The sequence below is a fragment of the Streptomyces sp. M-16 genome, from assembly GCF_052114405.1.
Lineage (GTDB): Bacteria > Actinomycetota > Actinomycetes > Streptomycetales > Streptomycetaceae > Streptomyces.
This window is the reverse complement of record NZ_JBFRER010000032.1, coordinates 36,883-50,350: the sequence shown is the minus strand read 5'-3', so window position 1 is coordinate 50,350 and position 13,468 is coordinate 36,883. Positions and strand designations below refer to the sequence as shown.

At 73.2% G+C, this 13,468-nt stretch carries 14 protein-coding genes; 9 read left to right on the top strand and 5 right to left on the bottom strand.

Going from position 1 to position 13,468, the window contains the following annotated elements:
* Nucleotides 1–238: 238 nt before the first annotated feature.
* Genes bioD through bioB form a run of 3 tightly spaced genes read right to left on the bottom strand, consistent with a single transcriptional unit; the run spans nt 239 to nt 3,528 of the window.
* Nucleotides 239–958, bottom strand: a complete 720-nt coding sequence (bioD, locus tag AB4039_RS17215; RefSeq protein WP_266837510.1) for a dethiobiotin synthase — start codon at nt 956–958, stop codon at nt 239–241.
* 1 nt (nt 959) lies between these two features.
* On the bottom strand, nt 960–2,294 hold the full coding sequence (locus AB4039_RS17210) for an adenosylmethionine--8-amino-7-oxononanoate transaminase (protein WP_266837508.1): 1,335 nt from the start codon (nt 2,292–2,294) through the stop codon (nt 960–962).
* Nucleotides 2,287–3,528, bottom strand: coding sequence for a biotin synthase BioB (gene bioB, locus AB4039_RS17205; protein ID WP_442271121.1), 1,242 nt, complete (start codon nt 3,526–3,528; stop codon nt 2,287–2,289). The genes AB4039_RS17210 and bioB overlap by 8 nt, the downstream gene beginning before the upstream one ends.
* A 155-nt stretch (nt 3,529–3,683) precedes the next feature.
* Here bioB and AB4039_RS17200 point away from each other — a divergent pair, with 155 nt between their 5' ends.
* Nucleotides 3,684–4,856, top strand: a complete 1,173-nt coding sequence (locus tag AB4039_RS17200; RefSeq protein WP_266837503.1) for an 8-amino-7-oxononanoate synthase — start codon at nt 3,684–3,686, stop codon at nt 4,854–4,856.
* A 3-nt stretch (nt 4,857–4,859) separates the two neighbouring features.
* Here the strand turns inward: AB4039_RS17200 and AB4039_RS17195 are convergent, their stop codons facing one another.
* Both AB4039_RS17195 and AB4039_RS17190 read right to left on the bottom strand, forming a co-directional pair.
* On the bottom strand, nt 4,860–5,099 hold the full coding sequence (locus AB4039_RS17195) for a DUF397 domain-containing protein (RefSeq protein WP_266837501.1): 240 nt from the start codon (nt 5,097–5,099) through the stop codon (nt 4,860–4,862).
* A gap of 13 nt (nt 5,100–5,112) precedes the next feature.
* The gene (locus AB4039_RS17190) at nt 5,113–5,997 is read right to left on the bottom strand and encodes a helix-turn-helix domain-containing protein (protein WP_442271120.1); all 885 of its coding nucleotides are present in this window, start codon (nt 5,995–5,997) and stop codon (nt 5,113–5,115) included.
* 197 nt (nt 5,998–6,194) lie between these two features.
* Between AB4039_RS17190 and AB4039_RS17185 the strand changes: the two genes are divergently transcribed.
* The 8 genes from AB4039_RS17185 (at nt 6,195) to AB4039_RS17150 (ending at nt 13,449) form a co-directional block, all read left to right on the top strand.
* Complete coding sequence (locus tag AB4039_RS17185) at nt 6,195–6,644, top strand: ATP-binding protein (RefSeq protein ID WP_266837497.1); 450 nt, start codon at nt 6,195–6,197, stop codon at nt 6,642–6,644.
* Between the two features lie 312 nt (nt 6,645–6,956).
* Nucleotides 6,957–7,259, top strand: a complete 303-nt coding sequence (locus tag AB4039_RS17180) for an urease subunit gamma (protein WP_100661014.1) — start codon at nt 6,957–6,959, stop codon at nt 7,257–7,259.
* Nucleotides 7,260–7,273: 14 nt separating this feature from the next.
* A complete protein-coding gene (locus AB4039_RS17175) occupies nt 7,274–7,585 on the top strand; it encodes an urease subunit beta (RefSeq protein WP_280919856.1) in 312 nt (103 codons plus the stop codon).
* Entirely contained in the window at nt 7,578–9,299 is a 1,722-nt protein-coding gene (locus AB4039_RS17170; protein ID WP_266837492.1) for an urease subunit alpha, read from the top strand. Before AB4039_RS17175 ends, AB4039_RS17170 begins: the two co-directional genes overlap by 8 nt.
* Nucleotides 9,300–9,342: 43 nt before the next feature.
* A complete protein-coding gene (locus tag AB4039_RS17165; protein WP_442271119.1) occupies nt 9,343–9,999 on the top strand; it encodes an urease accessory protein UreF in 657 nt (218 codons plus the stop codon).
* Between the two features lie 48 nt (nt 10,000–10,047).
* Complete coding sequence (ureG, locus tag AB4039_RS17160) at nt 10,048–10,734, top strand: urease accessory protein UreG (protein WP_266837488.1); 687 nt, start codon at nt 10,048–10,050, stop codon at nt 10,732–10,734.
* 77 nt (nt 10,735–10,811) lie between these two features.
* Nucleotides 10,812–11,591, top strand: a complete 780-nt coding sequence (locus tag AB4039_RS17155; protein ID WP_442271150.1) for an urease accessory protein UreD — start codon at nt 10,812–10,814, stop codon at nt 11,589–11,591.
* 193 nt (nt 11,592–11,784) lie between these two features.
* A complete protein-coding gene (locus AB4039_RS17150; RefSeq protein ID WP_442271118.1) occupies nt 11,785–13,449 on the top strand; it encodes an alpha/beta hydrolase in 1,665 nt (554 codons plus the stop codon).
* Nucleotides 13,450–13,468: the final 19 nt, after the last annotated feature.

The following is a 13,468-nucleotide window of genomic DNA, read 5'->3' as shown; positions in this document are numbered from 1 at the left end:
CCCCGCGCCGGTCCCGACGTCGGGGTGGACGCGGAGGCGGCGGCCGGGGTGCCCGTCACCGGGCACCCCGTCGCCGGCGCGACGGTCCTGGACGCGGGGGAGAGCCCGGCGGCGGGGCCGTGGGCGGGGGCCACGGCCCCCCGCCTTCGGCGGCCACGCCTCCCCTCCGGAGGTCCGCTCCCGGTGAGACGGGCAGATCACCGGGCTCCTCCACCGGGCCGGCCGCGCCGACCGGGAGTCAGGCCGGCCACTCCGCCAGGAAGGACTCCGCCGACCAGGTGCCGTGCAGGCGGGGGGCCAGCCAGCCGGGGGCGGCCGTACGGAACGCGGCGGGTTCCAGAGCGCCGGACCCCTCCGGGACGGCCCCCAGCAGCGGGATCCCCGACACGTCGGGCAGGTCGGCGAGGTTGCAGCGGGCCGCCAGGTCGGGCGTGGCGGGCCAGCTGCCGACCACCACCCCGAACGGGCTCAGGTCCCGGGCGCGCAGGGCCTCCGCCGTCAGGGCGGTGGAGTTCAGCGTCCCGAGTCCCGCCGGGGCGACGACCAGTACCGGGGCCGCCAGCAGCCGCGCCGCGTCGGCCAGGGTGTGGCCCTTCTCGTCGAAGCGCACGAGCAGCCCGCCCGCGCCCTCCACGAGGACGAGGTCGTGGTCGGCGGCGAGCCGCGAGGCCGCCTCCGCGATGGCGGCGGGGGCGAGCGTCGCCAGCCCGGAGCGCCGCGCGGCGGTGTCCGGCGCCAGGGGCTCGGGGTAGCGGACCAGCTCAAGCGCGGTGACGGCCGGGCCGGCCAGGCGGACGGCCTCGGCGGCGTCCCCCGGCTCCCCGGGGCCGACGCCGGTCTGCGCCGGCTTGAGGACCGCGACCGAACGCCCGGCGGCCGCGGCGGCCGCCGCGATCGCCGAGGTGACCACGGTCTTGCCGATTTCGGTGCCCGTTCCGGACACGACGAGTACGGGCATGTCAGCCTTCCCGAGCGGCTGCGAGGACGGCCCGGCAGATCCGCGCCAGATCGGCGTCGCCGGTGACGTAGGGCGGCATCACGTAGATCAGGTCGCGGAACGGCCGCACCCAGACGCCCTCCCGGACCGCCGCCCGGGTGGCGGCCCACACGTCGACGGGGTGGTCGAGCTGGACCGCTCCGAGCGCGCCCAGCACCCGTACGTCCCGGACCCCGGGAAGCGCGCGGGCCCCTTCGAGCCCCTCGCGCAGCCCCGCCTCGATCCGCTTGACCTCGCCCGCCCAGTCCTGCCCGAGCAGCAGGTCGATCGAGGCGAGCGCCACCGCCGTGGCGAGGGGGTTGCCCATGAAGGTCGGGCCGTGCGCGAGCACCGGCACCTCGCCCTGGGAGATCCCGTCGGCGACCCGCCGGGTGCAGAGGGTGGCCGCGAGGGTGAGGTAGCCGCCGGTCAGCGACTTGCCGAGGCACATCACGTCCGGGGTGATCCCCGCGTGGTCGGCGGCGAAGAGCACGCCGGTGCGGCCGAAGCCCGTCGCGATCTCGTCCAGGATCAGCAGGACCCCGTACTCGTCGCACAGCTCGCGCAGCACCCGCAGGTAGCCCGGGTTGTGGAAGCGCATGCCGCCCGCGCCCTGGACCACCGGCTCGACGATCACCGCGGCCAGCTCGTCCGCGTGGGCGGCGATCAGGGTGCGCAGGTGGTCGGCGTACGCCGGGTCCACGGGGGTGTCGAAGTCCCCGGGCGGAGCGTCGGCGAACACCTGCCGGGGCAGGTGGCCCTGCCACAGCTCGTGCATGCCGCCGTCGGGATCGCACACGGCCATCGGCTGCCAGGTGTCGCCGTGGTAGCCGCCGCGCCAGGTCAGCAGCCGGGTCTTGCCGGTGCGGCCGAGCGAACGCCAGTACTGCAGGCTCATCTTGACGGCGACCTCGACGGACACCGAGCCCGAGTCGGCCAGGAAGACGTGCTCCAGTCCGGCCGGGGTGATCTCGACGAGCTTCTCGGCCAGCCGGACGGCGGGCTCGTGGGTGAGCCCGCCGAACATCACGTGCGACATCCGGCCGAGCTGGGCCGTCGCCGCCTCGTTCAGCACCGGGTGGTTGTAGCCGTGGATCGCCGACCACCAGGAGGACATGCCGTCGACCAGCTCCTCCTGTCCCTGCGCGGGGGCGGCGAGCCGCAGCCGGACGCCCGAGGCGGAGGAGACGACCAGGTTCTCCTGCCGCCCGGGCATCGGGCCGTACGGGTGCCAGACGTGCTGCCGGTCCAGGTCGATCAGCTGCGCGGTCTCGGACATCCGGTCGAGCGGGTCGTGCAGGGGGAACGGGTCACGCATTGGGCGCGAGCTCCGTCCCCGCACCGCGGCGGCGCACCGCGACGAGGTCGGGGCGGACCTCGCCCGCCTCCGCCTGGGCGGGGGCCTGGGCGGGCGCCTCGTCGGCGTGTCCGGAACAGCCGCCGCACGCCGAACCGCAGCCGCCCTCGGCCGCGTCGGCCGGGCCGCCCGAACCGCAGACGGAGGCGCCGCCCGCGTGGGAGCCGCAGCCCCCGCCGGCGGTGACGTCGGAGCGGTGCGCGGGCAGGGTCGACGTACCGGCGCCCTCCACCTCGAATCCGGCGTCCGCGATCATGTCGAGGTCGGCCTGGCCGGCCTGGCCCTCGCTGGTGAGGTAGTCGCCGAGGAAGATCGAGTTGACCAGGTGCAGGGCCAGCGGCTGCATCGAACGCAGGTGCACCTCGCGACCGCCGGCGAGGCGGACCTCGACGTCGGGGCAGACGAAGCGGACCATCGCCAGGATCCGCAGGGCGCGCTGCGGGGTGAGGTTCCACTCCTTGGCGAGCGGGGTGCCCTCGAAGGGGATCAGGAAGTTGACCGGCACCGAGTCGGGGTCCAGCTCGCGCAGCGAGTAGACGACGTCGACCAGGTCCTCGTCGCTCTCGCCCATGCCGGCGATCAGGCCGGAGCAGGCCGACAGGCCGGCCGCGTGCGCCTTCTGCACCGTATCGACACGGTCCGCGTAGGTGTGCGTCTTGGTGATCGCGCCGTACGTGGCCTCGGACGTGTTGAGGTTGTGGTTGTAGGCATCCGCACCCGCGTCGCGCAGTTTCTCGGCCTGCCCGTCGGAGAGCAGACCCAGACAGGCGCACACCTCGACGCCCTCGTTCTGCTCCTTGATGGCCGCGATGGTCTTGCCGACGCGGTCCACGTCGCGGTCCGTCGGGCCGCGTCCGCTGGCCACCAGGCAGACCCGCTTGGCGCCGCCGGCGACGCCCGCGGCGGCGGCCTGGGAGGCCTCCTCGGGCTTCAGCCACGTGTACTTGAGGATCTCGGCCTTCGAGCCGAGCCGCTGCGAGCAGTACGAGCAGTCCTCGGGGCAGAGCCCCGACTTCAGGTTGACCAGGTAGTTCAGCTTGACGCGGCGCCCGAACCACTGGCGGCGCACCTTGCCGGCAGCGGCCACCACGTCGAGCAGTTCGTCGTCGGAGGTCGCCAGCACGGCGAGCGCCTCTTCACGGGTCGGCAGCTCGCGCCGCAGTCCCTTTTCCACCAGGGTGTTCAGCAGGTCCATGGGCCCGATCCTGGACCACGCGAGCACTCCCGGCCAAGGAGAGATCGGACAACATGGCCTGAAGGGAGTGTGTGGATCGCCACACCAGTCCCTCGGGTCGCGACGGCTAGGGTCGAGCAGATCTGTCGACTGCCGACAAAACACGAGGACCGCCGATGACGCAGCACACCCCGCAACCCGAGGACGTCTTCGCCTGGATCGACGGCGCGGAGCGGGCCCGAGAGCGGGCGGGGCTGGTGCGGACGCTGCGCCCGAGGCCCGCCTCCTCGCCCCTGCTGGACCTGGCGAGCAACGACTACCTGGGTCTGTCCCGGCATCCCGAGACCGTGCGCGGGGCGTGCGAGGCCGCCGAACGCTGGGGCGCCGGCGCCACCGGATCCCGCCTGGTCACGGGCACCACGGAGTTGCACACCGAACTCGAACGGGAACTCGCCGATTTCACCGGTTTCGAGGCGGCTCTGGTGCTTTCCTCCGGATATGCCGCGAACCTCGCCGCCGTGACGGCGCTGAGCGAGCGCGGCACGCTGGTGGTCTCCGACGCCGGGAACCACGCCTCGATCGTCGACGGCTGTCGGCTCTCGCGCGCCGAGGTCGCGGTCACCCCGCACAGCGATCCGGAACCCGTCCGCAAGACCCTCGCCGCCCACGGCGGGCGCGCCCTGCTCGTCACCGACTCGGTCTTCTCGGTGGACGGGGACGCCGCCCCGCTCGCCGCGTACGCCGGGGCCTGCCGGGCCGAGGGCGCCGCCCTGGTGGTGGACGACGCGCACGGTCTGGGGGTGCTCGGCGAGGGGGGCCGGGGCGCCCTGCACGCCGCGGGGCTGGCGGGCGCGCCCGGCGTGGTCGCGACGATGACCCTCTCGAAGTCGCTGGGCAGCCAGGGCGGGGCGGTACTGGGCCCGGCCAAGGTCATCCGGCACCTGGTCAACACCGCGCGCGCCTTCATCTTCGACACCGGGCTGGCCCCGGCCGCCGCCGGCGCCGCACTGGCGAGCCTGCGCCTGCTCCGGCGCGAACCGGAGCGCGCGGCCCGGGTCCGGGACGTGGCCGCCGAGCTGTACGAGCGGCTCACCGCGTCCGGCCTGACCGCGGCCCGGCCGGACGCGGCCGTGGTGTCGGTGCGGGCCCCGTCGGCTTCGGCGGCACTGCGCTGGGCCGCCGACTGCCGCGAGGCAGGTCTGTCCGTGGGGTGCTTCCGTCCGCCGTCGGTGCCGGACGGCATTTCCCGGCTGCGGCTGACCGCTCGGGCCGATCTCACGGGGGACGAGATCGTCCGGGCCGTCGGGACGGTCCTGGGGACCGCTCCGGCCGGAGCCACGGACCGGTAGGCGTCAGCGGCCCGGTGCGACCGGGTCGTGCAGGTCCGCCCGGACCGAGGCGAGGAAGCCGTCCCAGGCCGGCCCGGTGAAGAGCACGGCCGGGCCGTCCGTCCGCTTGGAGTCGCGGACGGCCAGCAGACCGCCGGTGAGGGCGGCCGCTTCCACGCAGTTGTTCATTCCGGTGCTGCGGCTGCTCCGCCGCCACCGCGCACTGTTCAGAAGTCCGCTGGTGGATAAGGGGGTTGCGGACACGGGGGGTGCCTCCTTACGCGTCGTCAGCGAGTGAGCTGATGAGATCCGACGAGTCACGGGGCGGGAGGGCGTGTGCCTGGATGGTGCGGAACGCGGCGCCGTAGGCCTCCAGGTCTTCCTTCCGCTCCAGATAGAGGCTACTCGTCAAATGGTCGAGTACCACCACATCCAGATCGGCGATGTTCGGAAATGAGAAAATGACGAAGGGGCCCGTCAGGCCGAGATGACCCCCCACGGTGAACGGCAGTACCTGCAAGCGCACTTGGGGCAGCCGGGCCACCTCCACCAGATGCCTCAGCTGCTCCCGCATCACACCCGGCCCCCCGATCTGCCGCCGCAGCACCGCCTCGTCCAGGACGGCGCTCAGCTCCAGGGGCGGATCCGACCGCAGCACGGCCTGCCGGGCCAGCCGTACGTCGACCAGCGCGTCCACCTTCGGCTCCGGCAGCCCGCCCAGCGCGGCCCGGGTCACGGCCCGCGCGTATTCCGTGGTCTGCAACAGGCCGGGTACGACGGAGAGTTCCACCGTACGGGCCGCGCGGGCTCCCGCCTCCAGGCTGATGAAGTCGCGGTACTCCTGCGGGAGCAGGCCCCGGTAGTCGTGCCACCACTGCCGTCCGCGCACGGCGTCCCCGTGCGCCGAGGGGCCGGCCGCCGAGGCACTCAGGGCCTCCAGCAGGGCGCGCTGCTGCGGACCCACCACCTCCCCGTAGGCGTCGAGCAGGAGCCGGATGTCCGCCGACTTCACGCCGCTGCGGCCCGTTTCGATGCGGCTGATTTTCGACTGGTGCCATCCGACGATCCGGGCCACCTCGCCACTGGTGAGTCCGGAGCGGTCGCGGAGGGCGCGCAACTCCTCGCCGAGCTTGCGCCGACGCACCGCGGGACCGTGCTGCATACCGGCTCTCCTTCCACCGGCACGTCCCGTGCCGGTCTGCCGTCCAAATACGCTCTTCCGTAGCAGAGTTCACCGCATTGAGCGACAGATATATGCATATCTTGGGGGATCGGCGGAAACGGCGGCACGATGGGTGGCACTCTGGCGCTCAGCGTAGATCCGGGGCGGTTCCGTCCCGGTGGGAAAGGGACGTCGCCATGGCAGATCAGCTGGAAGCATCCGTCACTCTGCCGAGCGATCCGGTCTCGGTCGCCGCCGCCCGCCGGTACGTCGCGCAGGTGCTCGGCGAATGGGGACTTCCCGAGGACGCGGAGACCGCCGACACCGTCCGGCTGATCGTCTCGGAGCTCGCGACCAACTCGGTCCAGCACACCTTCGGCCAGTCCCCGACCTTCACCGTCGACGTCCGCCTGGAGCGCGAGGAGTGGCTGCGCGTCGGCGTCACCGACAGCCACCCGCGCTGGCCCAGGCGGCTGCCCGCCGCCGTGCAGCAGGACAACGGCCGCGGGATGGTCATCATCCGCTGGCTGGCGGCGGAGGCGGGCGGCAGGCTCTCGGTCAGCCCGACCGAGGACGGGGGGAAGACCGTGTGGATCACCCTCCCCTGGCCGGCCGGAGCCCCCGCGCGGACCGCCCCCGGCTGCTGACCCGCATCCCTTCCCGGCCCGCCGTCGTATACGGCGGCCGCGCAACCGCGGGTCCGGACAGGTGAACCGGGTGCCTTCCGGAAACGTGGGTTAACTCGGCGGAAAAGTGCGGGCCCTAACGTGAGGCACCGGGCTCCTCCGCCAACGAACAGCCATGGGCCGGTAAAGGGCCGGTGATCGGGACGGAAAGCCTCTCTCTGCGTTGGGCAAGACATGCTTGGCATGGATATGCACAGGTCAACAGAGTGTTGAAGGCCGGTACGGTCACTGCGGCGCGATGTTGATCATGTCCCGGAAGCTTGGTGGTATCAGGTGCAATTGACACCGCACGAACAAGAAAGACTCATGATCCACGTGGCGGCGGACGTGGCCGAGAAGCGCAGGTCGCGCGGGGTCCTCCTGAACCATCCCGAGGCCGTCGCGCTCATCACCTCGCACATCCTCGAAGGCGCCCGTGACGGGCGGACCGTGGCCGAGCTGATGGCCTCCGGCCGCACCGTGCTCACCCGCGCCCAGGTCATGGAGGGCATCCCCGAGATGATCCACGACGTCCAGGTCGAGGCCACGTTCCCGGACGGCACCAAGCTCGTCACCGTCCACGACCCCATCGTCTGAACGGGAGCGACCAGATGATCCCCGGCGAAATCGCCTTCGGGGACGGTCCGGTGCGCCTGAACGAGGGCCGCCCCGTCACCCGCCTCACCGTGCTCAACTCTGCCGACCGGCCCGTCCAGGTCGGCTCCCACTACCACTTCGCCGAGGCCAACCCCGGCCTCGACTTCGACCGCCGGGCGGCCCACGGCCTGCGCCTGAACATCGCCGCCGGCACCGCCGTCCGCTTCGAGCCCGGCATCCCCGTCGCCGTGGAGCTCGTACCGCTGGGCGGGCTGCGCACCGTACCGGGACTGCGTGGAGAGACCGGAGGGCCGCTCGATGGCTGAGATCTCGCGTCGGCAGTACGCCGACCTCTTCGGGCCGACGAAGGGCGACCGGATCCGGCTCGCGGACACCGACCTCTTCGTAGAGATCGAGCAGGACCTCAGCGGCGGACCCGGCAACTCCGGTGACGAGGCCGTCTTCGGCGGCGGCAAGGTCATCCGCGAGTCCATGGGACAGGCCCGCACGACCCGCGCCGAGGGCGCCCCCGACACGGTGATCACCGGCGTCGTGATCCTCGACCACTGGGGCATCGTCAAGGCCGACGTCGGCATCCGCGACGGCCGGATCTGCGGCATCGGCAAGGCGGGCAACCCCGACACCATGGACGGGGTGGAGCCCGCGCTCGTCATCGGCCCCGAGACCGAGATCATCGCGGGCAACGGGAAGATCGTCACCGCGGGCGCCATCGACACCCACGTCCACTTCATCTCGCCGACCGTGATCGACGAGGCCCTCGCCTCCGGCATCACCACCCTCGTCGGCGGCGGCACCGGCCCTGCCGAGGGCTCCAAGGCCACCACCGTCACCCCCGGACCCTGGCACCTGGCCCGCATGTTCGCGGCGCTGGAGGCCTACCCGGTCAACATCGGCCTGCTCGGCAAGGGCAACACCATGTCCCGCGAGGGCATGCACTCCCAGCTGCGCGGCGGCGCCCTCGGGTTCAAGATCCACGAGGACTGGGGGGCCACCCCCGCCGTCATCGACGCCTGCCTGAGCGTCGCCGACGAGACCGGCGCGCAGGTCGCGATCCACACCGACACCCTCAACGAGGCCGGGTTCGTGGGCGACACCCTCGCGGCCATCGCCGGCCGGACGATCCACTCGTACCACACCGAGGGCGCGGGCGGCGGGCACGCGCCCGACATCATCACCGTGGTCTCCGAGCCGAACATCCTGCCCAGCTCCACCAATCCCACCCGGCCGCACACCGTCAACACCGTCGAGGAACACCTCGACATGCTGATGGTCTGCCACCACCTCAACCCGGCCGTCCCCGAGGACCTCGCCTTCGCCGAGTCCCGGATCCGGCCGTCCACCATCGCCGCCGAAGACGTGCTGCACGACCTCGGAGCCATCTCCATCATCTCCTCCGACTCCCAGGCCATGGGCCGGGTCGGCGAGGTCGTGATGCGGACCTGGCAGACCGCGCACGTGATGAAGAAGCGACGCGGCTTCCTGCCCGGTGACGGCCCCGCCGACAACCACCGGGCCCGCCGCTACGTCGCCAAGTACACGATCAACCCCGCCGTGGCCCAGGGCCTCTCCCGCGAGGTCGGATCGGTCGAGGTGGGCAAGCTCGCCGACCTGGTGCTGTGGACGCCGGCGTTCTTCGGAGTCAAGCCCGAGGTCGTCGTCAAGGGCGGTCAGATCGCCTACGCGCAGATGGGCGACGCCAACGCCTCCATCCCCACCCCGCAGCCGGTCCTGCCCCGCCCCATGTTCGGCAGCATCGGGAGCGCACCCGGACTGAACTCGATCAACTTCACCGCGCAGGCCGCGCTCGACGACGCGCTGCCCGAACGGCTCGGTCTGGGCAAGCAGTTCGTGGCCATCGAGAACACGCGCAAGGTGGGCAAGGCGGACATGCGCAACAACGACGCCATGCCCCGGGTCGAGGTCGACGCCGACACCTTCACCGTCACCATCGACGGGGAGGCCGTGGAACCGGCGCCCGCGACGGAACTGCCCATGGCACAGAGATACTTCCTCTTCTGATGCGGCACACCCTGACGGAGCCTTCCCGGACGGAGCCCGGCCGATGAGCCTCGCCGCGCTGCTCGTGCTCGCGGACGGCCGCTTCCCCGCCGGAGGCCACGCGCACTCCGGCGGGGCGGAGGCCGCCTGCAAGGCGGGCCGGGTCCACGACGCCGCGACCCTGGCCGACTTCTGCCGGGGCCGCCTCCACACCGCCGGGCTCACCGCCGCCGCCCTCGGCCTCGACCCGGTGGAGCTCGACGCCGCCGCCGACGCCCGTACGCCCTCGCCCGCGCTGCGCGCCGCCGCGCGCCGCCTGGGCCGACAGCTCATGCGGGCCGCCCGCGCCACCTGGCCCGACCCCGGACTCGACGCGCTGGCCGCTGCCTTCCCGCGCGGGGCGCACCAGCCCGTGGTGCTCGGGACCGCCGCCCGGGCGGCCGGGCTCGGGGCGCTCGACGCCGCCCACGTGGCGGCGTACGAGAGCGTCAGCGGTCCGGCGACCGCGACGGTCCGGCTGCTCGGCCTGGACCCCTTCGAGGCCAGCGGGGTGCTGGCGCGGCTGGCACCCGAGCTCGACGCCGTGGCCGCCAGGGCCGCCGAGGCGGCCCTGCTCGCCCGTACCGAGGGCACGGACGCGCTGCCCGCCCCCTCCTCGCCCCTGCTGGAGATCGCGGCGCAGGTCCATGCCGACTGGCCGGTCCGGCTCTTCGCCTCCTGAGCGGACCGCGCCCCGGCCGGCCGCCCCCACCACTTCCTAGGAGACCCCGTGCACCTCGACCACGACGTGGCCTACCCCCAGCGCCACACCCACAGCGCGGACCCGCACCGCGCCGACGGCACCCGCCGCGCCCTGCGCATCGGACTCGGCGGGCCCGTCGGCTCCGGCAAGACCGCGACCGTCGCCGCGCTCTGCCGGGCCCTGCGCGCAGAGCTGTCCATGGCCGTCGTCACCAATGACATCTACACCCGTGAGGACGCCGAGTTCCTGCTGCGCGAGGCGGTCCTGCCGCCCGAGCGGATCAGCGCCGTCGAGACCGGGGCCTGCCCGCACACCGCCATCCGCGACGACATCTCCGCGAACCTGGAGGCCGTCGAGGAGCTGGAGGACAGCGTGGGACCGCTGGACCTGATCCTCGTCGAGTCCGGCGGCGACAACCTCACCGCCACCTTCTCCCGCGGCCTGGTCGACGCCCAGATCTTCGTCATCGACGTGGCCGGCGGCGACGACATCCCGCGCAAGGGCGGTCCCGGCGTCACCACCGCAGACCTGCTGGTCGTCAACAAGACCGACCTCGCCCCGCACGTCGGCTCCGACCTGGAGCGGATGGCCCGTGACGCGGCCGAGCAGCGTGGGGAGCTTCCCGTCGCCTTCCAGTCCCTGCGCGGCACCGAGGGAGTGGCCCCGGTCGCCGCGTGGGTGCGCGAGCGGATCGCCGCCTGGGTCGTACGGTGACCGCCGCGGCCCCCGCCACCACCACCGCGCCGCCCCCGGCCGGACTGCGGGCCACCACCGCGCCGCCCCCGGCCGGACTGCGGGCCACCACCGCGCCGCCCCCGGCCGGACTGCGGGCCACCGCCCGGATCGGCGCCGTCCGCGACGGGCGCGGCGGCACCGCCCTGCCCCTGCTGGCCGGGGAGGGGCCGCTGGCCCTGCGCCGCACCCGGGACGAGGGCGGCGAGGCCGGGGTGATGCTGGTCGGCGCGATGAGCGCCCCCCTCGGCGGCGACCACCTCAGGGTGGAGGCCGACGCGGGGCCGGGCGCCCGGCTCGCACTGCGCTCGGCGGCCGCCACCCTGGCCCTGCCCGGCCGGGGCGGCGAGCCCGCGTGGTACGACGTACGCCTCTCGCTCGCCGAGGACGCGGAGGTGCGCTGGCTCCCGGAGCAGCTGGTCTCCGTGCGCGGCAGCGACCTGCGCGTCCGCACCCGGGCAGAACTGGCGCCCACCGCCCGGCTGATGCTCCGTGAGGAACAGGTCCTGGGGCGTACCGGGGAGGCCCCCGGTACGCTGCGCGCCCGGCTCACCGTCACCCGGGGCGGCCGGCCCCTGCTGGACCAGGAACTGTCCTGCGGGCCGGGCGCCCCCGCGGGCTGGGACGGCCCGGCGGGCATCGCGGGCCACCGGGCGCTCGGCCAGTTGCTGGTGGTGGACCCGCGGTTCGAAGCCGACCCGCCCGGGGCGCGGGTGCTCGGGGAGTTCGCGGCGGCCACCCCGCTGGCGGGCCCCGCGGTGCTGGTGACGGCCCTGGCCCCGGACGCGCTGCGGCTGCGCGAGCTGCTGGACGAGGCGGCCCGCGCGTACGGGTGGTGACGGCGGGTCACACTCGGGGCGAATGGGACACCGCTCAGCGGTACACCCGTTTCCGGTTATCGGGTTGGCAAAGAACTCGACCTTGCTCTGTTGTTGGGCATCGGTGAGGCGAAAGGATCCCCCTGCACGCCGACGACCGAACTCGACCGAATCCGGCCGCCCACGGCGGCACATGAGCAGGGGGAACAACCACGTGATACGCACTGCGGCGCTGGGGAGCGCTGCCACTCTGATCACCGGCGCACTGGCGGCGGGCCTGCTGCTCGCGCCGTCCGCCTCGGCGGCTTCGGCCGGCCGGGACAACGGGGCCGCGGAAGCGGTCGGCGCCCAGATCGCCGCCGCCCGCGCCGCGCGCGCCGGCATCGACTGGAAGGACTGTCCTGCCGACTGGGGCTTCGCGAAGCCGGTCCAGTGCGGCTGGGTGAAGGTCCCGCTCGACTACACCAAGCCCTTCGGCAAGACCATCGACCTCGCGGTCGACCGTGCCGTGAGCACCGGCACCAAGGAAGAGCGCCAGGGCGCGCTCGTCTACAACCCCGGTGGCCCGGGCGGCTCCGGCATGCGCTTCCCGCTCCGGATCGTCAACAAGAGCCCGCTGTGGGTCAACACCTCGAAGGCCTACGACTTCGTGGGCTTCGACCCCCGCGGCGTCGGCCACTCCGCGCCGATCTCCTGCATCGACCCGCAGGAGTTCGTCAAGGCCCCCAAGGCCGACCCGGTCCCGTCCAACGAGGCCGACAAGCGCGCCCAGCGCAAGCTCGCCGCCGAGTACGCGGACGGCTGCAAGGAGCGCAGCGGCGAGATGCTGCCGCACATGACCACTCCCAACACCGCGCGCGACCTGGACGTGATCCGGGCCGCCCTCGGTGAGCAGAAGCTGAACTACCTCGGCGTCTCCTACGGCACCTACCTGGGCGGGGTCTACGCGACCCTCTTCCCGACCCACGTGCGCCGCATGATCGTCGACAGCGTGGTCAACCCCAAGCAGGACAACATCTGGTACCAGGCCAACCTGGAGCAGGACGTCGCCTTCCAGATGCGCTGGAACGACTGGGAGGACTGGGTCGCCAAGAACGACGCCTCCTTCCACCTCGGCGACACCCGCGCCAAGGTCGAGGCCAAGTGGCTGGAGCTGCGCGGCAAGGCCAAGGCCAACCCGCTCGGCGGCGTGGYCGGTCCGAACGAGCTGCTCGGCTTCTTCCAGAAGGCGCCGTACTACGACTCCTCCTGGGTGCCGGTCGCGCAGGCGTTCAGCGCCTGGGCCGCCGGTGACGAGAAGCCGCTGATCGACGCCGTCGCCCCCGACATGTCCGACACCGCGGGCAACATCGCCTCGGAGAACGGCAACGCCGTCTACACCGCGGTCGAGTGCGCCGACGCCAAGTGGCCGACCAGCTGGGCCAAGTGGGACCGCGACAACACCGCGCTCCACAAGCAGTACCCCTTCCTGACCTGGTCGAACGCCTGGATGAACCTGCCCTGCGCGACCTGGAAGTCCAAGCAGAGCACCCCGATCGAGGTCGGTGCCAAGCGCGGTATCGCCCCGGTCCTGATCGTCCAGTCCGAGCGTGACGCGGCCACCCCGTACGAGGGTGGTGTCGAGCTGCACCGCCGCCTGGCCGGTTCGCGTCTGATCACCGAGCAGAACGCCGGCTCGCACGGTGTGACCAGCCTGGTCAACCCCTGCATCAACACCCGCGTGGACGCCTACCTGCTGACCGGCAAGGTCGACGCGCAGGACGTCAAGTGCGGTCCGCACGCCACCCCGGTGGCGCCGGCCCCGGCCGCCGCCAAGTCGCTCGCCCAGGCCCCGGCCGACGGGCTCGCGGTGCGTGAGGAGCTCCCGGCCGTCCGTTAAGGACCCGGAGAAGTGACGA